At 57.8% G+C, this 23876-nt stretch carries 16 protein-coding genes; 2 read left to right on the forward strand and 14 right to left on the reverse strand.

Going from position 1 to position 23876, the window contains the following annotated elements; all coding sequences use genetic code 11:
• Positions 1 to 89: 89 nt before the first annotated feature.
• Together ACIQAL_RS31030 and ACIQAL_RS31035 are read right to left on the reverse strand one after the other, a co-directional pair.
• Positions 90 to 1277 carry an MFS transporter gene (locus tag ACIQAL_RS31030; RefSeq protein WP_401152445.1) on the reverse strand — a complete coding sequence of 396 codons (1188 nt, stop codon included), beginning with the start codon at positions 1275 to 1277 and terminating at the stop codon, positions 90 to 92.
• 68 nt (positions 1278 to 1345) lie between these two features.
• Entirely contained in the window at positions 1346 to 3988 is a 2643-nt protein-coding gene (locus ACIQAL_RS31035; RefSeq protein ID WP_401152448.1) for an MGH1-like glycoside hydrolase domain-containing protein, read from the reverse strand.
• A 272-nt stretch (positions 3989 to 4260) separates the two neighbouring features.
• Here ACIQAL_RS31035 and ACIQAL_RS31040 point away from each other — a divergent pair, with 272 nt between their 5' ends.
• A complete protein-coding gene (locus ACIQAL_RS31040; protein WP_401152450.1) occupies positions 4261 to 5376 on the forward strand; it encodes an acyltransferase family protein in 1116 nt (371 codons plus the stop codon).
• 174 nt (positions 5377 to 5550) lie between these two features.
• Here the strand turns inward: ACIQAL_RS31040 and ACIQAL_RS31045 are convergent, their stop codons facing one another.
• A complete protein-coding gene (locus tag ACIQAL_RS31045) occupies positions 5551 to 6282 on the reverse strand; it encodes a WecB/TagA/CpsF family glycosyltransferase (RefSeq protein ID WP_166593923.1) in 732 nt (243 codons plus the stop codon).
• 212 nt (positions 6283 to 6494) lie between these two features.
• Between ACIQAL_RS31045 and ACIQAL_RS31050 the strand changes: the two genes are divergently transcribed.
• Positions 6495 to 7544 (forward strand): glycoside hydrolase family 5 protein, encoded by a 1050-nt coding sequence (locus ACIQAL_RS31050; RefSeq protein ID WP_401152453.1) that lies wholly within the window; start codon positions 6495 to 6497, stop codon positions 7542 to 7544.
• Between the two features lies 1 nt (position 7545).
• Here the strand turns inward: ACIQAL_RS31050 and ACIQAL_RS31055 are convergent, their stop codons facing one another.
• The 11 genes from ACIQAL_RS31055 to dnaA form a co-directional block, all read right to left on the reverse strand.
• Positions 7546 to 8823 carry a hypothetical protein gene (locus tag ACIQAL_RS31055; RefSeq protein WP_401152455.1) on the reverse strand — a complete coding sequence of 426 codons (1278 nt, stop codon included), beginning with the start codon at positions 8821 to 8823 and terminating at the stop codon, positions 7546 to 7548.
• A 49-nt stretch (positions 8824 to 8872) separates the two neighbouring features.
• A complete protein-coding gene (locus tag ACIQAL_RS31060) occupies positions 8873 to 9814 on the reverse strand; it encodes a glycosyltransferase family 2 protein (protein ID WP_401152458.1) in 942 nt (313 codons plus the stop codon).
• 77 nt (positions 9815 to 9891) lie between these two features.
• Positions 9892 to 11262, reverse strand: a complete 1371-nt coding sequence (locus tag ACIQAL_RS31065; protein ID WP_401152460.1) for a lipopolysaccharide biosynthesis protein — start codon at positions 11260 to 11262, stop codon at positions 9892 to 9894.
• A 25-nt stretch (positions 11263 to 11287) separates the two neighbouring features.
• Positions 11288 to 12679 (reverse strand): undecaprenyl-phosphate glucose phosphotransferase, encoded by a 1392-nt coding sequence (locus ACIQAL_RS31070; protein ID WP_401152463.1) that lies wholly within the window; start codon positions 12677 to 12679, stop codon positions 11288 to 11290.
• A 91-nt stretch (positions 12680 to 12770) separates the two neighbouring features.
• Positions 12771 to 14945, reverse strand: coding sequence for a GumC family protein (locus ACIQAL_RS31075; protein ID WP_401152466.1), 2175 nt, complete (start codon positions 14943 to 14945; stop codon positions 12771 to 12773).
• A gap of 56 nt (positions 14946 to 15001) precedes the next feature.
• On the reverse strand, positions 15002 to 15529 hold the full coding sequence (locus tag ACIQAL_RS31080; protein WP_401152469.1) for a polysaccharide biosynthesis/export family protein: 528 nt from the start codon (positions 15527 to 15529) through the stop codon (positions 15002 to 15004).
• A 45-nt stretch (positions 15530 to 15574) separates the two neighbouring features.
• Positions 15575 to 16735 (reverse strand): outer membrane beta-barrel protein, encoded by a 1161-nt coding sequence (locus ACIQAL_RS31085; protein WP_401152471.1) that lies wholly within the window; start codon positions 16733 to 16735, stop codon positions 15575 to 15577.
• 729 nt (positions 16736 to 17464) lie between these two features.
• Positions 17465 to 19882, reverse strand: coding sequence for a DNA topoisomerase (ATP-hydrolyzing) subunit B (gene gyrB, locus ACIQAL_RS31090; RefSeq protein ID WP_401152474.1), 2418 nt, complete (start codon positions 19880 to 19882; stop codon positions 17465 to 17467).
• A gap of 4 nt (positions 19883 to 19886) precedes the next feature.
• Positions 19887 to 20990, reverse strand: a complete 1104-nt coding sequence (gene recF, locus ACIQAL_RS31095) for a DNA replication/repair protein RecF (RefSeq protein WP_341961078.1) — start codon at positions 20988 to 20990, stop codon at positions 19887 to 19889.
• Between the two features lie 14 nt (positions 20991 to 21004).
• Positions 21005 to 22108: a DNA polymerase III subunit beta gene (dnaN, locus tag ACIQAL_RS31100; protein ID WP_401152477.1), complete on the reverse strand. Its 1104-nt coding sequence runs from the start codon at positions 22106 to 22108 to the stop codon at positions 21005 to 21007.
• 35 nt (positions 22109 to 22143) lie between these two features.
• Positions 22144 to 23679 (reverse strand): chromosomal replication initiator protein DnaA, encoded by a 1536-nt coding sequence (gene dnaA, locus ACIQAL_RS31105; RefSeq protein WP_401152479.1) that lies wholly within the window; start codon positions 23677 to 23679, stop codon positions 22144 to 22146.
• Positions 23680 to 23876 lie beyond the last annotated feature (197 nt).

The raw sequence follows: 23876 nt of genomic DNA on the forward strand, positions 1-23876 counted from the left end.
CAAAAACGTGCATAAGTTTTTTCTGACAGATATTTTTTACGCTTGAAAACATCGGTCTTGAGCCTTCGCGGTCAAGACCGATGTCGTTTTTACGGAAGCGTTTTCGGCGCGGATATCCACAGATTGCAAAGCGCCGCCATCCCAATCAAAACCAGCCCTCCGCTAGCTGCCGCAACGAACCCCATCGCAGGGGAAAGGCTGTCGATGGCAAAGCCAACGAGCGGGGCAGACAGCGTCTGGCCTATTCGATACGCCGAGTCATGCAGCCCCATCACTTCGCCTCGCACATCCGAAGGCGCCAGTTTGGCGACAGCTTCCGATCCCGCTGCCAATGTAGGGGTGCATAGTAAACTGTTCGGCAACAAAGCCAACAACAGCCACCACCACACCTGATCAAACATTGCGACAGGCAGGATTAACAGCGTCATGGTCACCGCCAACTGCATTTGAGACCAAGCGCGATGCACGATGCCATGCACAAAACCACCAGCGATCGAGGCCAGCGACATGGCCGCGATCACATACCCCGTAAACGCGATTTCGCCATTGCCGCGCAGCACAGCAATCAGCGCCAGCTCAGTCCCGTAGAGCACAAACAACGCCGCCGCACTGACAAACATTGCGGACAGCAGCGGGCCGCTCATCCACGTCCTCAACTTGGGTCGGACACGCTGTATCTTCTGAGCGGCTTCGTCGAGAGAACGCGTAGGCCAGTTCAGCTTGTACAGCACGATGTACGAAATGGCCCGCCACACGCCGATACCAACGATGGTCGCCGTCGCTGAGTAGGACGTGATCAGGAGAATGCCGGTGGCAGGTGCAATGACGAACCCCAGTTCCATCAACATCATGTTCAGCGAATACGCCGGGCGACGCTGGTCTTCAGGCACCAGGCTGGCCACGAACTGACGGGCCAGCGAACCCGTTGGCACCGTGAACATGCCAGCAATAAAAGCCAGACAGACATAGACGGGATAACTCGCCAGCGGCAGACCTAGCCACGCGACGGTGGATATCGTGCCGCTGACGGCCACCACCGGGCGCAGACCGTGGGAATCGATCTTGCGCCCCAACAGCGGCGAGCCCACGGCAAACCCCAACGCCGTGGCGGTCGCGACGACACCGGCATCGAAATAACTGCGCCCCATTTCATTCAGCACATGCAGACTGAGCGTGAGGGTCATGATCGTCAGCGGCAGACCCGCAACGAACATGAACAGCGTCGCTGGCAGCACCCGAGGGATGGCCAGCACTTTCTGGTACTTGCGAAACGACATCCGGTTACCGCTCCTTTAACCCCGTCCCTTTCCTAATACAGCGCGTCTCGCCGAGTCAGCCGACGAGTTTATGCCTTTGGTTGAAGCAGAAGGGCCACCAGCGCGCTCCAGCCCGTCTGGTGCGATGCCCCAAGGCCACGGCCGTTTTCGCCGTGGAAGTATTCGTGAAACAACACGAGATCCCGACTCTGCGGGTCTATTTCAAGCTGTGGATAACCGGCCATGGAAGGCCGGTTGCCGTCTTCGTCGCGTAGGAAAAGTCTGTTTATACGGTGGCTGAGTCCGTCAGCCACTTCGTCAAGCGAGGCCAGATAGCCCGAGCCGCTTGGGTATTCGACCGAAAAGTTCTCATCGTAGTAGCGATGAAACTCACGCAACGATTCGATCAGCATGTAGTTCAAGGGCATCCACACCGGCCCCCGCCAGTTGGAGTTGCCGCCGAACAGACGGGAGTTCGACTCCGCCGGTTCGTAATCCGCCGACAGCGTGTTGCCGTTGATCTTCATGCTGAATGGGGTTTCGCCATAGTACCGAGACAACGAGCGGATGCCGTGGGGCGACAGAAATTCGCTTTCATCGAGCATGCGTTTGATCAGGTCTTTGGTGCGTTGGCCGCGCAATAGCGCCAGCAGCAACCTATTGCCTTTGCCCGGTTCGGTCCAGCGCGAGACCAGCGCCGCCAAATCAGGACGGTGATGCAGGAAACCCAGCAACCGTTCACGCAGACCTCTCAGACCTTCATGTTCGCGCTGCTCCAACACGCGGACGGCGAACAGCGGGATCAAGCCCACAAAGGAACGCAGTTTCACGGACTCACGCACGCCATCCGGCCGGTGCAACACGTCATAGAAAAAGCCGTCCTGATCGTTCCACAGGCCTTCGACTTCGTCCTTGTCGACTTCGTTGATCGCGCCAGCGATATAAAGGAAGTGTTCGAAGAACTTCACGGCAATGTCGACGTACACCTCGTTGTGCTGCGCCAGCTCCAACGCGATGCGCATCAGGTCCAGCGCATAACCCGCGACCCACGCCGTGCCATCCGCCTGATCGAGCTGATAACCGGGGGCAAGAGCGGCCGAGCGGTCGAACAGACCGATGTTGTCCAAGCCGAGGAATCCGCCCTGAAAGATGTTGTGGCCCTCGGCGTCCTTGCGATTGACCCACCAGGAAAAATTCAGCAGCAGCTTGTGGAAAACCTTTTCAAGAAACACCCCGTCGCCTTGGCCCTTCTGCGCCTTCTCCATCTGGTACACGCGCCACGAAGCCCAGGCATGAACGGGCGGGTTGGCGTCGTCGAAACGCCATTCGTAAGCGGGCAACTGGCCGTTGGGGTGCATGAAGCGGTCTTTGACCAACAGAAGCAATTGATCCTTGGCGAAATCGACGTCAATCAAGGCGAACGCCACGGCCTGAAACGCCAGGTCCCACGAGGCGTACCACGGGTATTCCCACTTGTCGGGCATCGAGACGATGTCGAAATTGCACAGGTGGCGCCATTGGTTATTGCGAATGTGCGAGCGCCCTTCAGGTAAAGGGGGTAGTCCGGGGTCACCCGCGAGCCAGGCCTTAACGTCGAAGTAATACAGCTGCTTCGACCAGAGCAACCCGGCCAGCGCCTGACGCTGAACATTGCGGGCGTCGGCGTCTTCCAGCGTGTGCTGCAAGGCGCCGTAGAATTCGTCGGCTTCCCTGCGACGTTGATCGAAGAGCGCGCGGGCATTCACGTGGGCTGAACCGGCGGGCGCAAACCGGAGGTACACCGCTTGGGAGGCGCCGCCTTCCAGCGTCAGGACGAAATGAGCGGCGGCCTTGGTACCCGAGTCTCGATGAATCGCGTCCGGGTTTGCGCCAATCAGCCAGTCATTAATGCCGTCTTTGAACGGGCCGGCTTCAGGACGACCGAACAGCTTCGGCGCATTGGTGCGGTTTTCGCAAAAAACCCACTCGGCCGTTTCATGCCCCCAGGCCGTGGCTTCTCGCGCGGACGCCTTGGGATGCCGAGCGGTCACCACGTTATCCACACGCGACAGGGCAGGGCGCTCGACCTCGTCGCCCCAACTCCAGATGTCCCGCGCCCAGAGTTGCGGTAGGACGTGCAGACGCGCCTGCCTATCCGAACGGTTGACCACCGTGACCCGCATGAAGATGTCATCGGGCGTGTGTTTGGCGTATTCGATGCTGACGTCGAAGTAGTGGTTGTCGTTGAACACGCCGGTGTCGAGCACTTCGTATTCAGGGTCGTCCAGCCCGCGACGCCCGTTCTCTTCCACCAGATCGCCATAAGGGAAAGCAGCGTGAGGGTACTTGTAGAGCATGCGCATGTAGGCGTGGCTCGGCACGCCATCGACGTGGAAATACAGCTCCTTCACGTCTTCGCCATGGTTGCCTTCCGCGTTGTTCAGGCCGAACAAGCGTTCCTTCAGAATGGGGTCACGCTCGTTCCACAGCGCCAGCCCGAGGCACCAGTGCTGGGACTTGTCGGAGAAACCTGCCAAGCCATCTTCGCCCCAGCGATACACCCGGCTGCGAGCATGATCATGAGGGAAGAAAGCCCACGCATCACCGTCTGCGCTGTAGTCCTCGCGCACCGTGCCCCATTGCCGGTCGCTCAGGTACGGCCCCCATTCGCGCCACTGCTCGGCAGTCTCACCTTGCAGTCGCAGCCCTTCGATGGTGTGCAGCGGTGTCGCATTGGCAGAGTCGGCAGGCATGTTCACTTCCAGAATTAACGCCGTGGAAACGGCTGGAAACCGGCGCAGGATGCAGAGAAATCTATCGCGCCGCAGCTTTGGTCAATATTTTGGCAACCGGGTTATTCACAGGCCGATTAGTGATGGCAATTAGACGCTGTACACGGTCGGCGTATGGTTTCAACGTGGGATACGCCTATGGCCCCTTCGGTGTTGCGCCAGTCTCTCTGCGCAACGCATCACAGCGGTGAATGGATCGAAACGTGGTTGCTCGTTTAACGGGCGGAGGCGGTATGAATACATTGGGTGATCTGGCGTCCAGACGGAACAACAATTTCAACCTGATCAGGATGCTCGCCGCCACTGCCGTGCTGATTTCGCACAGTTACCCACTGTCGCAGGGCAGCACGGCGGTTGAGCCTTTGTCCGGTTGGCTGGGCCTCTCGCTGGGCGAGTTGGCCGTGATCACCTTCTTCTGCGTGTCGGGTTTTTTCATTTCGCTGAGCCGTGACCGCGCCCCCGGCACGATTGATTTTGTCTCTGCGCGCTTTTTGCGCATTTACCCGGGGCTGACGCTGGTGCTGTTGATCAGCGTGTTTCTGATCGGCCCGCTCTTTACGACACTCGGCATACAAGAATATTTCCGCTCGGGCGCAATATACGGTTACCTGAGCCACAACCTGACGCTGTTCAGCATGCAGTTTCAATTGCCGGGGCTGTTCGAAGATAACCCATGGCCTGGCATCAATGGCTCGCTGTGGACGCTGTTCTACGAGGTGATGTTGTACGTGCTGGTCGGCGGGCTAGGGGTGTTCGCCTGCTATGGGCAGAATCGTCGCTTCGCCGTGTTTCTGCTGGTGTACGCGATTGCTTATGTCGCGTTCAAAGTGATGTCGGCCAACACCACGCTGCTGGCGGACATGCACCGCCTGCAATACTTCTTCACATGGGGTTTGCCGTTCGTACTGGGCATGTCGCTGTACCGCTATCGGCAGCACATCCCGCACCGCTTCATTTGGCTTTTGCCGCTGGCTGCGCTGGCAGTCGGGTCTTACAAGACGCCATATTTCAGCGAGTGTTTCGTGCTGGCCTGGACCTACCTGATCTTCTATCTCGGCTTCGCGACCCACCCGCTGATCGACCGCTACAACCGGTTGGGCGATTACTCGTACGGCGTCTACATTTATGCGTTTCCGGTGCAAGAAATCCTGGCTCATCAGTTCAAGGGCGTCGGGCCGGTGGCCATGATGCTGGTGGCGTTCCCGATTGTGCTGGCGGCGGCGGTGTTCTCCTGGCACTTCATCGAGAAACCGGCGATGGCGCGACGGCATGCGTTGGCTGCGCATATCACCCATTCGTTCAGCGGCCTGAAAGCGTATTGGGCGGCGATGGGAAAAGGTACGGCGTAAAACGCAAAAAACCCCGGACGATGCGGATCGACGGGGTTTTGTGTGACGCAGATGAAAAACTGTGGGAGCGAATTTATTCGCGAAAATCGTTCGGGCAATAGAGATGTGTCGTCCCTACCGGCCAATCGCGAATAAATTCGCTCCTACAGAACGGGTTAAGTCACTTGGACGGGATCAAGTCCCCGACCGATTACGGAACTGCCGAGCGATGATCGGCAGAATGCGGTAGGCATCCACCGCGTAACGTCGACCCAGCCGTTTGGGCTCAGTGCACAGCCGATGCAGCCACTCCAGTGAAAGCCGCTGGACCCACATCGGCGCTCGCCTGACTTTGCCTGAGAGAAACATCAGCGACGCTCCCGTGCACAAGCCGACTCCGGTGGCACCGCCACGCTTGTACACCTCGCAGGCGAGAACCTCTTGGCGTGGCGAGCCGACGGAAAACACGGTCATACGCGAATGCTGTCGCTGGATGAAATCAACGCAACGCTCGACCTCTTGCGGGTCGTCGATGAAGCCCATAGGCGGGTTGTAGTGATGAAAGGTCACGGAGGGATAACTGCGTTTGAGCGTTGTGATGACGTCTCGCTCGCACCCCAGAACGGTGACGTCCCATTGCCTGAGCTGGGCGATGTTCATCATGGCCCGGGTCAACGTGCTGCCGGGGATAGGTTCGGCAATCCCTGCATTCAGGCGCTGAAGCACGGGGTACAGCACTCGGCTGTCGCATAACCGATGGCCCGCATACCGATAGGCTTCGCGAAGCTGCTCGTCATGTTCGAGCAATACGATGTGATTGACGTTGGCAGTCACCAAGTATTTAAAAGGGGCGTCCGTGAGGTTGATCAGCTCGTCGATGAGCTCCCGTTGTCGTCCACGATAGAACTCGATTCCAAACACTTTCATAGGGCGGGCTCCTGCTAATGAATAATCGCGTGCAGTGCCGGACCACACTGAACAGCAGCGCGAATCCGGCGTGTGCGACCCTCTCGGGTACCAGCGGCAAACATCGGGAGCGACGAAACAAACAGGCACGGCAAAGCCGCGCGTTGCCTGAACAACACGAATTCCGTCCGGGAGATTTCCGCGGTGAAAAAACGGTGAGGATGAGTCGCGCTATGAGGTGGTTGCGCAGATCGGTGTTGGCCGGCCTGACGCTGACGGTCTTTCAGGGGCTATACATCCCCGCCCAGGCGGCCACCTTGCCCATGGTGCTGATCAACGTCTCGGGGGCCGAGTCGTCGGAAGGCAAGTTTCCGGGCGAAAACGGAACGGACTACTTCTTCCCCAGCGAAGGCTATTTCGCCCGCTGGAAAGCCAAGGGCATACGCACCGTGCGCTTTCCAGTGAAGTGGGAGCGATTACAGCCGGTGTTGGGCGATGGGCTGGACCCCACGTATGCCGGGTTGATAGACAAGATGCTCATGCAGGCGAACCAGCAAGGCATCGGCGTGATCATCGATGTGCATAACTATGCTCGGTATCGACAGCAGGTGATCGGCAGCCGCGACGTGACCGTCGACCATTACCGTCAGTTGATGCAGCGCATTGCCGAACGCTGGCACGACGCGCCAGCGCTGTATGCGTACGACTTGATGAACGAACCCCACGACGACTCCGACGCCGTCTGGCCGCAGGCCGCGCAGGCCGGGATCGACGGCATTCGCAAGGTGGACCGCAAGCGGCTGATCATTGTCGAGGGTCGTGACTGGGCAAGCGCTGCCCGCTGGCCGCAGAACAACGACGCCTTGCTGAAGCTGAAAGACCCGGCCAACAACCTGGTGTTTTCTGCCCATCTCTATCTGGACAGCAATGGCAGCGGCACCTACAAAGACGCGAAAAATCGTCCCATTGATCCCGATATCGGCGTGAACCGGGTCAAGCCCTTCATTCAATGGCTACAGAAAAACGGTCGTCGTGGGCAAATTGGTGAAATGGGTTTTCCGGATAACGACCCTCGCTGGGCGGTAGCCGCGGACCGCCTGCTCAAATACTTGCAGCCGTATTGCGTGCCACTGGCGTACTGGACGTCGGGAGAGAGCTGGGGCCGCGAGCCGATGAACCTGGAACCGATCGATGGCCAGGACCGGCCGCAATGGCAGGTGTTGGCCAAATACTTGGACACGCCCACATGCACACAATACGGCCCAGGCGCTGCCCGCCGCTGACTCAGCGGTGCGGTTGGATGGGTGACTGAAATACCGATTCCGGCAAGGGCCGACCCACGCTTGACTCGCGCACCGCCGAGGCGCGCGCAAAATACACGAAAGCCGCGAGCGCCAGCCCCGTCAGATCGCCGCCGTACATGATCGAAGTCGACAGGAAAAAATTGAACGCGTTAAGGGTGAAATCCAGCTGCAAGCCGCTGAGCAAATCACCCTTGCGCCGGCACTTGCGCATGATTCGCCAGTAACCGAAGTAGTAGAACCCGGCGATCAGCGGGGTAAGAAAGCCGAAGCGGTACAACACGCCCAGCAGCCCCACGTCCGACAGGTAAAAGTAGGCGTTGTACAGCCGCGCAAAACCGCTCTGCCACTGCAACGACAGCGCCCCCATGCCGACGTAATAATTCGCGGGGACTTCTCGGAGAACGATGTCTGAGGTGGTCACGCGCACGCCGCCTTCGGTGGTGGCTTCGCCAATGAGCGCGTTGAATTGCTGGTATTGGTCCTCGAAAAAATCGGGCGCGATGAAGTACGCGACCAACACAATCCCGATCACCGCTGCGCCGGTTTTCAGCAGCACGCCCCAACGTGTGCGAAAGATCCAGATGCCTCCCAATACCCACATCAACATGGTGTTGCGTGTTTGCAGCACCAGCCAGAGATAGGAGGCGAACAGCAACAGCAGCAAGACCGATCCCAGCGAGTAGGCGCGTCGGATGCGGTACATCAGCATGTAGGCACAGACGCTCACGTAGGCCGCGCCAATGCTGAAGCGATTGGGTCGGAGCGGGTTGAGGCCATAATCCTTGTCATCGACGTTGAACGTGACGTCGTTGTTTTCCGGCAGCACGCCGAAGTAATACAGGTAGCCAACGAGCACGCAGGCCAGGCCGGAGATCAGGAAAAACCGCTCTAGTTCGTCCTGAGTCGGTTTCGCCCTGATCATCAGAAACAGGGCCGGGAAGAACAGCAGGTAAAGAAAGCTGCGACGCTCTTCGAGCATGCCGTAGAGAAGGGGCTGTCCGAATTTTGCGTTGGCCAAGAACGCTGACAGCAATGGCAACAGCAGGCCGAAGCACACGATCCACAGCGCCGCTCTCGACTGATGCGCCCGTTTCCAGACCAACAGCAACCCCAGCGCGGACACCACGACTGCAACGATGAACAGCTCGCGCACGTAGGGCAGTCCGGCTTTTTTGTTGTCGGTCAGAAACAGGCACGCCGAATTCAGAAACAGCAGGATGAACAGCAACGTCCGGTATGAAAAAAGCGCTCTGGTCACGACGAAATACCTTCATGGGAGAAGCCAGACAAGGCAGGGGGTTAGCCCTTCAGCGCCAGGAAAACGCGAACCCCTCGCTGATGCCTTTCAGGCCATAGCGAATGTTTTTCAGACTACGGCTGTTTTGCAGCACGGTGATCGACGCCAATGCCAGCGATGAAACGACGCAACATGCAGTGGAGTGGAATTTGCGGTTGTACATGATGGCGGCACGGTTCCGGTAAAAATGATACAGGTGGCTTTTACCTTTGGTGCTGCCGCTGTCGCCATGCCGGGCGAAACTGCCCAGCGCGACTTGGCAAGAGATGCCTCGGGCCGCTGCACGCCGTTGCCAATCCACTTCTTCGGAGTACATGAAATAGCGCTCGTCCATGAGGCCCACTTCTTCGACCACCCTGCGGGAGACCAGCATCGACGCCCCCATCAGATAATCGGGTGTGGGCAGATTGAGCTGCGGAAGTTGCGAGCGATCGGCTTTTTTACCGATCAACCTGGTCTTTCCCAACCACGGGTAAACGGTGCCGCCGCCCACGCACTGAACCATGTCCGGGTTATCGGCGTAGACCAGAACGGACGCGCTGAATCCGCAATAAGGATCGCTGTGCATCGTGTCGAGCAGCCGTTCCAGCGCACCGGGTTCGACGGTGATGTCGTTGTTCAGAATCCAGAGATAGTCGTACCCGGCGCGAATCGCGTAATCGATGCCAACATTATTGCCACCGGCGTAGCCGTGATTGCCGTTGTTCCTGATCAAGCAACGGTCGTACCGGCGGCCTTCGTGCGCGATGTCTTCTTGCGTGGTGATGAGCGTGTCGGTGACATCCCGCTGCACCATGTCACTCAGCAACTTTTTGTAATCGGAAGCATGGGAGTCGTTATCGATGACGATCACCGGAATCGAACCACAGGCCTCAAGCGAGCGGATGCAGTTCAGCGTCTGTTCGGCACCGTTCCAGTTGAGGATGATCGCGCAAACCTTTTCAGTATTCATGGGTGCAGAGCCTCAAGAGGGATGAGCGAACGGCAGGCGTGGCTGCCGCCCGATTCGGAAAAAACCGTTTTTTTAGGTCAGGGGTGCGCCGCCTGAAGACGGCAATGCCAACGCCGCCCTTCGATCAGCACGATCACAATCATCGACAGGTTGATCAGCACGTTCGCAGCGGCGAAGGCCATGACCACCGCCAGTGCATCCTTGAAGAAAAACGCGCCCGCCATCACGGCCGAAATACGCAGACTGGTGCTGACGATTTCGAACACCAGAAACGTTTTTTGCAGCGAAAGCGCGGGGATGGCCACCAGGCAGGGGCCACCGATGAATCCGGCAAATTCAGAAATCGCCAGCCATCGTGCGTACTCTCCAGCGGTGTGCCATTGCCCGCCGAATGCCAGATCGAACAGCCATGGCCCGGCAATCACCAGCGCCGCGAAAGGCACCAAACCCGCTAGCGACATGCCCATCACGCCACGCAGCAACAGACCGGTCACGGCTTCTCGGGCATGAATCGCTTGGGTGATGCGCGGGTAATACACGCTGCCAACGGCCTTGCCGATGAAGTTGCTCGGCATTGCCAGCACTTGCAGGCACAGCGCGAAAAAGCCAGCCGGGACAGCACCGAAAGCGGACGCCAGCACCAAGGTCGGCATGTGCACCGACAGCGCATTGATCAAGACTTGAGGCGCACGGAAGAGCGGGAAGTCCCGGTATTCGGACGCCAGCTGACGCAGCGTCTTACGGGGTTCGATCGTCGCTTCCGTCGAGGCCCTGAACACACTCGGCTCCCGTCGCAGGCGAATGCCGATCAGCAGCAGCGCGCTGTGGATAACGTAATAGAGCGAACTGGTGATCACCAGAACCGGCGCCGTCGCCGTCGCCATGATCAGACCGGCGCCCGTGCGCGTCGCGTTATAGATCAAGGCGTGAAACGTAGCGGCGCGGGCGGTGAGGTTGAAGCGTTGATTTCGGTAGAGCCACTGCTGGGTGATTTCCAGCACGGCCGAACTGAACATGACCACAGGCAGCCACATCAGGTAGGGGATCAGCAGGTCGATGCCAAAAGCATGGGAGGCCTGTTCACCCCAGCCGTACAAGAGCAGGGCCGTGATGCCGCAGATCAGCGACGCTACCCACAGCGACAAGCGAATCAAACCCCGGGCATCCCGCTCTGATTGCGGCAGCACAATCGACATCGGGTAGGTAAGGGCGCACCACGGGATGAGGATGATAGTGAGGCTTTGAAAGGTGCCGACCACGCCGAAGGCTTCTGGCCCGTAGATTCGCATGATTACCGGGATCAACGCCAGGTTGATCGCCTGCGCCCCCGCGCTCCCGGAAATAGTGGTGGCGATGTTGCGCACCAACCGCGCCTGCCATACCTGCCGAACCGCGCCGCGCCACCCAGTACCGGGCAAACCCGAGGCGGTGAATTCGGGATCAGCCATGCCGTTCTCCTTCGCCAGCAGGCGCTTAATAAATGTTTCGTGAGAACAGGGTGAAAGGGGTGATCACCAGAATCTTGATGTCCAGCCAGAGCGACCAGTGATTGATGTAGGCGAGATCCTTTTCGATCCGCAGCTGCATTTTTTCCAGGGTCTCGGTCTCGCCGCGCAAGCCACTGATCTGCGCCAGCCCGGTGATGCCCGGTTTGATCCGGTGCCGCGCCATGTAGGCGAGGATCTTGTCGCCGTAATAGTGATTGTGGGCGACGGCGTGAGGACGCGGGCCGACCAGCGCCATTTCCCCGCGCAGCACATTGATCAACTGCGGCAGCTCATCGATGGAGGTGCGGCGAATGAACGCACCCACGCGGGTGACGCGCGAGTCATTTTGCGTCGCTTGTTTCACTGATGTGTCGTCGTGTAGGCGCATGGAGCGAAATTTCCAGACCATGATGATAAGGCCGTTACACCCATGCCTCGGCTGACGAAAAAACACCGGACCAGGAGACGACAGCTTCACTGCCACCGCCACACTCAGCATCACCGGCAGCAGGACGATCAACGCCATCAGCGCAATGCAACGGTCGAACAATTCCTTGCCCAAGGCTGCCGCTGGGTGCGAACTGATTGGGGTTTCGTTGAGGTAGATCGCAGGGAAACGCTCGATCTGCGAAATCGACTGATTGAGCAGCATCATGCTGCTGAAATCAGGAATCCACACCACGTCGACGCTGAGGTCCAGCAGGGCCAGGTAAATCGCTTCTATTTGTGCCGCCTTGCTCAATGGCATCGCGATGTACACGCGACGAATATTGCTTCGGCTCACCAGATCATTGAGGTTTTCCAACGAGCCCAGCACCGGAAGATCATCGTCGTCAGGGGCGTGAGGGACATCATCTCCTGTCGCGACCATGCCGAGCACAGGCACTCGTTCACGCAATTGCTGAGCCAGACTATAGGCGAGGGGACAGGTGCCGACGATCAGCGCCGTGCGTTCGAAACGCAACCAGCGAGCGTGGAGATTGGTCAGGTAACGCAATGGCAAGTAGCTGCACGCTTGCGCCAGGAAGCCAAAGCCGACGAGTTTCGCCAACAGCGGCTGATCCAGATTGGCATAGTCGAGGCAGACCAGCACCACGGCTGACAGCGATACCATCAGCACCAGCCAGGCAGCCAGCAACCGCAGCAGTCCAAGACCGTAGCCGTAGCGCTTGTGATAGACGTGCAGGGCCGAATAAATCGGCACCGACGCCAGCATCCCCAGCAGAAGAAGGACGCGGTAGGGAATGGGGATGTGACCGAAGTGATCGTAGACCAGATAGCAGATGGTCAGATTGGACAGGGCGGTGGCGCTGATCCACTGACCCCAGAACGTCAAGCCTCTCCGGTTGACCGAAGGATGTAAGCGTCGAGCAAGCATGGTGGTACTCCCAAGCGTTCGTCGCGTGGCCTGTAATTCGTTGCCCAGGCTGAGCTGATGATTTCCAGTAGCGACAGTCGCCGTTATCCCGTTACACCGTTGCCTGATAGGCCTCACCCGGCAGATAGCCGTAATAGCCTTGATGGTCGTAGCGCAGATTGACCGCCGAGACCTGGTTGAGAATTACGCCAATCACCGGCGCCCGATTGCGCAGCAATTGCCCGACCCCGCGCTGCACCACGGGCGTGGCCGAGCTGTCGGACTTCACGACGTACAACACCGCATCCGCCAATGCACACAGCAGCGCCGCATCGCTGACCGAATGGCTGGCGGGGGAGTCGATAATGATGCGGTCGTAACGCTGCTTGGCCCACTCCAGAAAACTGTTGAAGCGGGGAGAGGCGAGCAGCTCCAGCGGGTTGGACGGCACCGCGCCAGCAGGCAGGACATCCATGTCGCCAACTTGCTGAATGCATTCGCCGCTGCGAGCGCTGCCGTTGACCAGATTCGCCAGGCCGATATGGCCGTCGCTCAGGCCGAGGTTTTTCGCCAGCGTTGGCCGACGAAGATCCGCTTCGATCAACAACACGCGCTCAAGGCGTCCCAGTGCGCAAGCGAGATTCACTGCGATGGCGCTTTTCCCTTCACCGGGCACGGAGGAGGTGATCACCACCACGTTGCGACGCACCTCGATGTCGCTGAGCATGACCCCCGTTCGCGCCGTTCGAATGGCTTCGCTGAATGCCGAATCGTCGTTGTGTTCGAACTGCCGGGCGATCCGTGCACGATTTTTCTTTTGCAGCAACGGCACCACACCCAGCACCGGGAGGCGAAGTTTCTTCTCCACATCGTCGCTGGATTTGACGGTGTTCTTCATTGCGTCACGCACCAGTGACAACCCGCACGCCAAACCAAAGCCAAGAATCGCGGCGATCGACAGAATCAGTGACTTGCGCGGCATGTTCGGGATCAACGGCGGGATGGCATCGTCGACGATGCGCGCATTGGTTGAACCCAGGTCGGATGTCGCTGTGGTTTCCCGCAGGCGATTGACGAAGGTTTCATACAGCGAGCGGTTGCTGTCTACGTCCCGCTGCAATTCGCGCAACTTGAACTCTTTGCGTGCGATGTCCTGGATCTGTGCACGACTGGTATTCACCGATGTTCTCAATGCGCTCTCGTTGGCTTGTGCCAGTTGGTAGTTGTTCTGCAAACCGGCAACGACCTGATTCACTTGCGTCGCCATGCTCGCCTTGGCGGCCGCCAAATCGGAGCGCGCGGCGACCATGCTCGGGTGCAGATCCCCGTAGCGTTTCGACAGCTCATCGACTTTCGCTTGCGCCTTCGCCACATCGGCCTGGAACTGCTGCACCACCGGGTTGTTGATCACTGCGGGCAGTGTAGAAAGCTGACCCGCACCCTTGCCATTGATCGACTGGACTTGTTGGTACTGACTTTGGGCTTCGGCGCGTTCACGGCGTGCATCGATCATGCGATCGCTGGTGCGGGATAACTCATTGGCGGTCAGCGTTGTGACACCGCCCACGTCCACCAATCCTTCGGCATCCCTGTAGGCCTGGAGCTTGTTCTCGGCCTCCTGCAACTGCGTGCGTAATTCGATCACGCGCGAATCCATCCAGCGACTGGCATTGAGTGAGTCATTCACTTGCGCGTCCAGCCGACTGTCCAGATAGCCTCGGGCCAATGCGTTGGCCGCTGCCGCTGCCGTCTGCTTGTCCTCCAGCGTGACCCCAATCGTCACCAACTGACTCTTGCCCACCGAGCCCACCGACGTGTGTTCCATCAATTCCGCCACGGCGGCATCGAACACTTGCGTCGGAGTCAGCACTTCCCCTTTGCTCCACGTCGCCGGAAACATTTCCGGCCAGACTGAGGAGACCATCGCCTTGAAGCGCGTCATCAGGTAAGGCCGTTGGCGCGGGTCGAACTCGGGGTGTTGCGTCAGATTGAGTTGGCGCACCGCGCGCTCCGCCACGCCGCGACTCTGGATCAAGCTCAGCTGCGTTTGCAGGTAATCGCTGGTGGGGTTGTTGGGGTCGGCAGGGGGCTGAAAGGTGATCACCGACGTGCCCTTGGGCTCGATCACCAGCGAAGCGACCGCTCGAAACATGGGTGTCACGGTCTGCATCAACGCTGCCGCGAGTATCACCGCGAGCAGGGTAAGGATCAGGATGCTCCATTTGCTCGACCACAGCGTCTGACCGATCTTGCGCGAATCGATGAAATCCTTGTCCTCATCGGGCATGCCGGCGGGATACCGTGGAATCTCGTTTCTTCTGCTAATGCTGATCTGGCCCATGATCAAAAGAACCCCTGATCGATATTGATGGTGTCACCCGGTTCAACCAGGGTGCTCAGTGATGCCTTGATCTCATTGCGTTTCAGGTCAGAACCACGGACCAGCGTGATGCGTTTGTCCGACGCCCGCTCGGTCAACCCGCCTGCCAGTGCAATTGCCCGGTCGAGCGTCAGCCCTGGCTGGAACGGATAGCCGCCTGGCAACTTGACCTCGCCGCCAATGAAAAACGGCCGGTACTTGAGCACGCTGACCGACACCCGGGGATTCACCAGATAACCGTCCTTGAGCTTGGTGGTGATCAATTGCTCGACGGCCGTTGGGGTCATGCCCTTCGCAACGACTTCCCCGAGAAACGGGTAGCTGAACGCGCCGGCATCGTTCAGGACGATCTCCTTGAAGGTGAGGTCGTTTTCCCCGAACACGTTGATGGCGATCGTATCGCCAGAGCTCAGTTGGTACTGCGCCGCCGCCCACGTCGATGCGCTACAGACCAGCAACATCGCGGCGATCATGATTTGACGTACAGACATGAGGGCACCTCCTTTCCAGAATGAAACGCTTGCGACCGGTCGCCCCTATAGACTCAGGGCGACCGTCAGCATGTACACGTTGCGGGTGTAGGTCTGATCGCTGAGATCAGAGTCGTTCTTCCATCGCTGGTAGCCGAGCGAGACCTCGGCCCAACGGGTGGGTGAGTAGATAACCGATGCGCCGTAGTCATTCAGCTTGTCGTCACGACCTCCCACGCCCAGGTATTCGAGGTCGGCGTAACGGTAATGCACGTCAGTGGCAACCCAAGGCGTCCAGGTGTGTCGCCAGCCCAAACGCGTGCTGGTGTCGTGTACGGTGTTTGCGCCATCGTCGCCTTCCTCGAAGGCTTTGCTCGCCTTGATGGAAAACGTGGAATACGTGCGCGGCTTGTACTCGACGTTGGCCTCCCATGTCGGGCTGCTGTAGTCGTTCACGTCGCTGTTGTCGAAGTTCTTGCGCTCGTAGCCCACGCGCACGCTGCCACTGAGCTTGGCGGTGATGTCACGTGTCACACCGACGAGGGCTGCGTCGCCGGTGCTGTTGCGCGGGCTGTTAGAGAGGACGTAATCGAAGTCGCTGTGGCGTAACTCCACCAGCGTTCGGGTCTGGCCGCCAAGGCGGTGATACCAGGTGCCGATGTACGTTTTGGTGTCGTGTTCCTTGTCGTCGTTAAGGGTGCCGCTGTTGCGATAGCGCAGCTCTTGATACTCCGCCGAGACCTCAAGCTGGTTCATAGCAGTCCGAGCGCCGTAGGTGTAGCCGAGCTTGCCATTCTTCAGGGTGTACTTGTCGTTCTCGCGGGGCTCGGCTGTTTGCACCGTGTCTTCAGCCCGTTTGTAGCCCAATTCCCAATTCAGCCTGTTACGCGCATCCAGCTCCATGACGCTTCTGGCTGTCAGAGCTTGATCAACGTGATCGGCGGCTGAGTGGTCCTGATAGGTGCGGCTATCAACGGCATACTCCAGTTGATAGCCGCTTGTGCGGGTCTGGGTTTCCAGCACAAACGTCGGGCGCACGGAGGTGATCCATGACGCCTCCTCGTGGTCCGGCAGGGTTCGAAAGTTGTCGTCGTAGAACTCGCTGACTTTCAACGTTGGGGTGAAATCAAATCCGCCCAGTTCCACGCTTTGAGGTTTGCCCGCCATGGCGGCCATCGGGAAGGGGACGACCACGAGTAACGTCATGAGATTTTTGCGGTTGATCATTCACACATCCTTTCACGCGACAGGGCCAAAAAACGGACATGGAAATAGAGCAAAGCGAAGCCGTAGCCCGTCCGGTCATTCCGGTGGGGCCGATCTTGATCTGGGATTTTTAGCCAGTCATTGCCGAGGCGTATCGCAGGGCAGATGGCGTACTGCTCAATCGGTTCGTCCGATGGCAGCGGGTACAACAGGCAGGATTAAAATTTTGGGTATAGCTACCGCACCGAGATGACTCGGAAGTGGCAAACCAAAATGGGATTTCTCACATCAACCATGCGTAAAGCGGGGACGCACGGGACAACCGATGACTGCTGATCCGTCACGACTTCAGTCGCATCCGGGGAACTGCGTCGGCGACCATTGGGTGCGTCAGGACAATAGAATATGTCTTCGACGGCATCGCTCGACGGTCTGAGTATGCTTGAGGAATATGACTTGTGTGAGTCTATCGACGGACGGTCCATGAGGCCGTAACACTATTGAGACACGTACAACAGAGAGTGTAATTTCATCGATACATTCCCCCCCTGAGCGGGCCCTCTAAGTCAGGTGTCTCGGTTCGTTAGGCTTATCTCCTGTTCGATATTTGGATCAAACGCTGTCCAGATCTGAAACGCCCGCGCAATGTTCCACGTGGAACACACGATAGAAGTGTTCAAAAAAAAACCGGCACATGGCCGGTTTTCTATTGCCGGGCTTAAATCACCCAGCGATACAGCGATGACCGCGTCAGAAATCGAGATTCGACACAGCCAGCGCGTTTGCTTCAATGAAGTCACGGCGAGGCTCTACAGCATCGCCCATCAACGTGTTGAATATCTGGTCAGCTGCGATTGCATCTTCGATGGTGACTTTCAACATGCGACGAACAGTCGGGTCCATCGTGGTTTCCCACAATTGATCCGGGTTCATCTCGCCCAATCCTTTATATCGTTGGATGGTGTGGCGCTTGGTGCTTTCCGCCATCAACCAAGCCAGGGCTTCCTTGAACTCGGTGACAGGCTTCTTACGCTCGCCACGTTGTACGTAAGCACCTTCCTCAAGCAGCGTGCTGATCTGCGCGCCCAAAGCTGTAACGGTCTTGTAATCGTTACTGCCGAAGAAGTCGCGGTTGAACGTGACGTAGTTGGAAAGACCGTGGGAGATCAGCTCGACTTCTGGCAGCCAGACATTACGCTCGCGGTCTTCACGCAGGCTCGCCTTATAAACCAGGCCGGACTTCTCACCGACACGCAGACGCTCATCGAATTTCGCCAGCCAATCCTGCATGGCGGCGTGGTCAGAAAGCTGATCCATCGACACGGGTGGCAGGTAGACGAAGTGCTCGGTCAGTTCCTGCGGATACAGACGCGACAGACGCTTGAGAGTCTTCATCACCATACGGAAATCGTTGACCAGTTTTTCCAGCGCAGGACCGGAAATACCTGGGGCTGATTCACTCAGGTGCAGGCTCGCATCTTCAAGAGCCGACTGAGTCATGTATTCTTCCATGGCCTCGTCGTCTTTGATGTATTGCTCTTGCTTGCCTTTCTTCACTTTGTAGAGCGGCGGCTGAGCGATGTAGATATAACCACGCTCGACCAGTTCCGGCAGTTGGCGGAAGAAGAAAGTGAGCAACAGCGTACGGATGTGCGAACCGTCAACGTCGGCATCGGTCATGATGATGATGTTGTGATAACGCAGCTTGTCGATGTTGTACTCTTCGCGACCAATGCCGCAGCCCAACGCCGTGATCAAGGTGCCAACTTCCTGCGAGGAAATCATCTTGTCGAAGCGGGCTTTTTCAACGTTCAGAATCTTGCCCTTGAGTGGCAGGATCGCTTGAGTCTTACGATTACGCCCCTGCTTGGCCGAGCCGCCAGCAGAGTCACCTTCCACGAGGTACAACTCGGAGAGGGCAGGGTCTTTCTCTTGGCAATCAGCGAGCTTGCCTGGCAGGCCAGCGATGTCCAGCGCGCCTTTGCGGCGGGTCATCTCACGCGCTTTACGCGCAGCCTCACGAGCACGCGCAGCGTCGATCATCTTTCCGACGACAGCCTTTGCCTCGTTCGGGTTTTCCAGCAGGAAGTCGGAGAAGTATTTACCCATCTCCTGTTCCACGGCAGTTTTAACCTCAGACGAAACCAGCTTGTCCTTGGTTTGCGAACTGAATTTTGGATCAGGCACTTTGACGGAAATGATCGCGGTCAGACCTTCACGTGCATCGTCACCAGTGGTCGCAACCTTGTGCTTCTTCGCCAGACCTTCCTGCTCAATGTAATTGTTCAGGTTACGCGTCAGTGCGGAACGGAAGCCCACGAGGTGAGTGCCGCCATCACGCTGGGGAATATTGTTGGTAAAGCAGAGCAGGTTTTCGTTGAAGCTGTCGTTCCACTGCAACGCGATCTCGACGCCCACACCATCATCACGCTGGATGTTGAAGTGGAACACTTGGTTAACTGGCGTTTTGTTGGTGTTGAGATATTCAACAAAAGCACGCAGACCACCTTCGTACTTGAACAGCTCTTCCTTGCCGCTGCGCTCATCCTTCAGAACGATACCGACGCCCGAGTTCAAGAAGGAGAGTTCACGAATCCGCTTGGCCAGGATGTCCCAACTGAAGTGAATATTCTTGAAAGTCTCGGCCGACGGCTTGAAGTGAATCTCGGTACCAGTCGAATCGCTCTCGCCAACGATTTTCATCGGCTCTTGAGGCACGCCATGGACGTAGGTCTGTTCCCAGATCTTCCCGCTGCGGCGAACGGTCAGATTCAATACTTCGGACAGTGCGTTCACGACCGATACCCCTACACCGTGCAGACCGCCGGATACCTTGTAAGAGTTGTCGTCAAACTTACCGCCTGCGTGCAGCACAGTCATGATGACCTCAGCCGCTGACACGCCTTCTTCCTTATGCACATCGACCGGAATGCCGCGACCGTTGTCGCGTACGGTGATGGACTCATCCGGGTGGATAATGATGCTAATGTCGTCGCAATGGCCAGCCAGCGCTTCGTCAATGGAGTTATCCACGACTTCAAACACCATGTGGTGAAGGCCGCTACCATCGTCCGTATCGCCGATGTACATACCGGGACGCTTGCGCACGGCATCGAGTCCTTTCAGCACCTTGATGCTAGACGAGTCGTACGTTTGATTTTCGCTCATGCATTCACTCCCGATGGTCGTGGGTCTGGGTGATACTGCCATGTTCCACGTGGAACAAAGCAACTGGCGTTTCCGTCTGCCAGCCTTCCCTCAACAATTCATGATCTACACAGGTGATAAAAACCTGGCAGCGTAATTCTTCCAGCAAGCGACACAATGCGCTGCGGTGATGCTCGTCGAGCTCTGAAGGCAGATCGTCGACGAGATAAATACATTGGCCACGTCGGGCCTGGCTCACGAGATGTCCCTGTGCAATACGCAACGCGCACACCACCAGCTTTTGCTGGCCGCGCGAGAGAATATCGGCTGCGTTATGGCCACCTAGCCTGAGCCGCAAATCCGCGCGTTGCGGACCTGCCTGGGTGTGGCCCATCTGCTGATCGCGGTGAAGAGAAGAGGCGAGCACGGTGCTCAAGTCTTTTTCTTTATCCCAACCGCGGTAGTAACTCAGGGTCAAACCTTCAAGCTGAACCAACTCGCTCAAAGTTTGCTCGAAGACGGGTTTCAGAGCTTTGATATACGCCCGCCGAAACTCATCGATTTCGTCGCTGGCTAAACACAGCTCACGGTCCCAGGCAGCCTGCGAAGCGCCGTCAAGTGTACCATGTCGAAGCCACGAGTTCCGCTGCCTCAACGCCTTCTGCAAACGCTGCCAAGTGGCCATGAAACGAGGTTCCACGTGGAACACTCCCCAATCCAGGAACTGCCGACGGATCTTCGGAGCCCCTTCAAGAAGACGGAAACTGTCTGGGTTGATCAACTGGAGTGGAAGCGTCTCCGCCAACTGAGCAGCGCTTTTGGCGTTTTGACCATCGATACGAATCTGAAACTCGCCCTGACGGTCACGGGAAATGCCCAAGTTACTGTGGCCGCCTTCAGCGAGTTCAACCTGACCGAATACCGTACAGGCAGGTTGTTCGTACTGAATGACTGGCTGCAATCGAGCGCTACGAAACGAGCGGGCAAGCCCGAGCAGATGTATGGCTTCCAGGACACTGGTTTTCCCACTGCCATTGGCACCATAAAGAATGTTGATTCGGGGAGAAGGGGAGAAGGTCACCGGGTGGAGATTGCGCACCCCGGTGACCGAGACGCGACTGAGAGACATCGAGTGGCAGCTGGTTACAGGCGCATCGGCATGACGACATATGCAGAATCATCGTTGCCAGATTCTTGCACCAGTGCACTGCTATTGGAGTCGGACAGAATGAGGCGCACTTGTTCGGTGGTCATGACACCGAGAACGTCGAGCAGATAACTCACGTTAAAACCTATTTCCAGCGAGCCGCCGTTGTAATCGACGCTGATCTCTTCCTCTGCTTCTTCCTGCTCAGGGTTGTTCGCTTGAATCTTGAGTTGACCGCTGGCGAGTTGCAGGCGGATACCACGGTACTTCTCGTTGGAAAGAATCGCCGTACGGCTGAACGCTTCACGCAGCGCCTGGCGATCACCGATCACCAACTTGTCGCCGCCTTTGGGCAGAACGCGCTCATAGTCAGGAAATTTGCCGTCAACCAGTTTGGACGTGAACGTGAACTCACCCGTCGTCGCACGGATGTGATGCTGACCCAACACGATGCTGACCAGACCATCCTGCTCGGTAAGCAGACGCGCCAGCTCAAGGATACCCTTGCGCGGGACGATCACTTGATGACGATCAGCCTGCTCGATTTCTGCGGCCATGGAACACATCGCCAAACGGTGCCCGTCAGTGGCAACAGCGCGCAAGACGCCAGACTGAACCTCGATCAGCATCCCGTTGAGGTAGTAACGGACGTCTTGTTGAGCCATTGCAAAACTGGTGCGTTCAATCAGGCGGCGGAGTTTGCTCTGCACCAGGTTGAACGTCAGCGAGCCTGGACCTTCCTCGACTGTCGGGAAATCATTCGCCGGCAAAGTGGACAGCGTGAAACGGCTGCGACCCGCCTTGACGACCAGCTTCTGCTCGTCGACCTTAATATCGATCAGTGCGTCGTTGGGCAAGCTCTTGCAGATGTCCATCAGCTTGCGCGCAGGCACAGTAATTTCACCCGGCTCTGCCGGCTCTTCCAACTGCACGCGACCGACCAGTTCGACTTCCAGGTCGGTACCGGTCAGGGATAACTGCTGGCCTTCGACAACCAACAACACGTTAGACAGAACCGGCAAGGTCTGGCGGCGTTCGACAACGCCGGCGACCAGTTGCAGGGGTTTCAACAGGGCTTCGCGTTGAATGGTGAAATGCATGGTCTAGTCCCTTGCCTTGATAAGCTGCGCTGGCATTACGTAGTCAGCGTGCGCAGCAGGTTCTTGTAGTCCTCGCGGATGTCCGCATCGGATTCTTTAAGTTCGTTGATCTTGCGGCAGGCGTGCAGCACCGTGGTGTGGTCCCGACCGCCGAACACGTCGCCAATCTCTGGCAAGCTGTGGTTCGTCAGCTCCTTGGACAACGCCATCGCTACCTGGCGCGGCCGCGCAACCGATCTGGAACGCCGTTTAGACAACAGGTCGGATATCTTGATCTTGTAGTACTCAGCGACGGTGCGCTGAATGTTATCCACACTCACAAGCTTGTCCTGCAACGCCAGCAGGTCCTTGAGCGATTCACGAATCAGCTCAATGGTGATATCACGGCCCATGAAGTGCGAGTGAGCGATGACACGCTTCAGCGCGCCCTCAAGCTCACGTACGTTTGAGCGAATACGCTGAGCAATGAAGAATGCGGCATCGTGAGGCAGGTCGACCTTCGCCTGATCCGCTTTTTTCATCAGGATTGCGACGCGTGTTTCGAGCTCGGGTGGCTCGACGGCCACGGTCAAGCCCCAGCCAAAGCGCGACTTGAGACGTTCTTCAAGACCTTCGATCTCTTTGGGATAACGGTCACTGGTGAGAATGACCTGCTGTCCGCCTTCCAGCAGTGCGTTGAAGGTGTGGAAAAACTCTTCCTGCGAACGTTCCTTACGGGCAAAAAACTGAATGTCGTCGATCAGCAATGCGTCGACCGAGCGATAGAAACGCTTGAATTCGTTGATCGCATTCAGCTGCAACGCCTTGACCATGTCGGCCACGAAACGTTCAGAGTGCAGGTATACGACTTTGGCATTCGGATTCTTCTTGAGCAGGTGGTTACCCACAGCGTGCATCAAGTGCGTCTTACCCAGACCAACCCCTCCATAAAGGAAAAGCGGGTTGTAGCCATGCTTGGGATTGTCCGCTACCTGCCAGGCCGCAGCGCGGGCCAGCTGGTTGGATTTACCTTCAACGAAATTCTCGAACGTAAAAGTACGGTTTAGATAGCTCGTGTGCTTTAACGCACCCTCGACCTGAACATTGCGCTGCTCGGCCCTGGCAGGCGCCTGCTGAGAACTCGCGCCTGCCATGGGGTCAAAACTGGCACGTGATGGCTCGTCGTCCACCTCCAGTATCGCCTGCACAACGGGCGAGGGCGCTGACGTCGGTTCGGCAACAGGCTGCTGGACGGGTGCAGGAGTGCTACCCGAGTTCTGAGCAGCCTGAGACGCCGCGGCGGCGGCTGCCAGTGGAGCATTCGGCGCGGCACGAGGCGCTGAACTCCGTTTGCTGCCTATTAATAAAGAAAGCGCAGGTGCAATGCCTTGGCCTTGTTCACCCAAGAGTTCGAGCATACGGCCCAGGTACTTTTCATTCACCCAGTCGAGCACGAACCGGTTAGGCGCATAGACACGCAACTCGTCGCCCTCGGCTTCGACCTGTAGTGGACGGATCCAGGTGTTGAATTGCTGGGCAGGCAGTTCATCGCGCAAAAGCTCCACGCACTGCTGCCAAAGTTCCACTGACACGGATATCCCCTAAGTTTCGAAAGCCGCTGAGGCAAAAACAAGCGCCCATTGTACCCAGCCCCGGCCGACTTATCCACATGTGGCAGGCTGACAGGCATCTCAAAATCAAGATCTTATGGTCATGAAAGTCAGTACGGTATCTGTGCATAAGCCCTGTGGATAACGGCAAGTGATCTCTTTGCATAACCCGGGCCGAA

The sequence above is a fragment of the Pseudomonas sp. NPDC088368 genome, from assembly GCF_044753445.1.
GTDB lineage: Bacteria > Pseudomonadota > Gammaproteobacteria > Pseudomonadales > Pseudomonadaceae > Aquipseudomonas > Aquipseudomonas bambusae.

What these genes read in the sequence shown, in the direction of transcription:
- ACIQAL_RS31060 (WP_401152458.1), bottom strand. Translation starts at nt 9,814, where the DNA reads ATGAATACTGAAAAGGTTTGCGCGATCATCCTCAACTGGAACGGTGCC.
- recF (WP_341961078.1), bottom strand. Translation starts at nt 20,990, where the DNA reads ATGTCTCTCAGTCGCGTCTCGGTCACCGGGGTGCGCAATCTCCACCCG.
- ACIQAL_RS31045 (WP_166593923.1), bottom strand. Translation starts at nt 6,282, where the DNA reads ATGAAAGTGTTTGGAATCGAGTTCTATCGTGGACGACAACGGGAGCTC.
- ACIQAL_RS31040 (WP_401152450.1), top strand. Translation starts at nt 4,261, where the DNA reads ATGAATACATTGGGTGATCTGGCGTCCAGACGGAACAACAATTTCAAC.
- ACIQAL_RS31050 (WP_401152453.1), top strand. Translation starts at nt 6,495, where the DNA reads ATGAGGTGGTTGCGCAGATCGGTGTTGGCCGGCCTGACGCTGACGGTC.
- ACIQAL_RS31035 (WP_401152448.1), bottom strand. Translation starts at nt 3,988, where the DNA reads ATGCCTGCCGACTCTGCCAATGCGACACCGCTGCACACCATCGAAGGG.
- gyrB (WP_401152474.1), bottom strand. Translation starts at nt 19,882, where the DNA reads ATGAGCGAAAATCAAACGTACGACTCGTCTAGCATCAAGGTGCTGAAA.
- ACIQAL_RS31030 (WP_401152445.1), bottom strand. Translation starts at nt 1,277, where the DNA reads ATGTCGTTTCGCAAGTACCAGAAAGTGCTGGCCATCCCTCGGGTGCTG.
- dnaN (WP_401152477.1), bottom strand. Translation starts at nt 22,108, where the DNA reads ATGCATTTCACCATTCAACGCGAAGCCCTGTTGAAACCCCTGCAACTG.
- ACIQAL_RS31080 (WP_401152469.1), bottom strand. Translation starts at nt 15,529, where the DNA reads ATGTCTGTACGTCAAATCATGATCGCCGCGATGTTGCTGGTCTGTAGC.
- ACIQAL_RS31085 (WP_401152471.1), bottom strand. Translation starts at nt 16,735, where the DNA reads ATGATCAACCGCAAAAATCTCATGACGTTACTCGTGGTCGTCCCCTTC.
- ACIQAL_RS31070 (WP_401152463.1), bottom strand. Translation starts at nt 12,679, where the DNA reads ATGCTTGCTCGACGCTTACATCCTTCGGTCAACCGGAGAGGCTTGACG.
- ACIQAL_RS31075 (WP_401152466.1), bottom strand. Translation starts at nt 14,945, where the DNA reads ATGCCCGATGAGGACAAGGATTTCATCGATTCGCGCAAGATCGGTCAG.
- ACIQAL_RS31065 (WP_401152460.1), bottom strand. Translation starts at nt 11,262, where the DNA reads ATGGCTGATCCCGAATTCACCGCCTCGGGTTTGCCCGGTACTGGGTGG.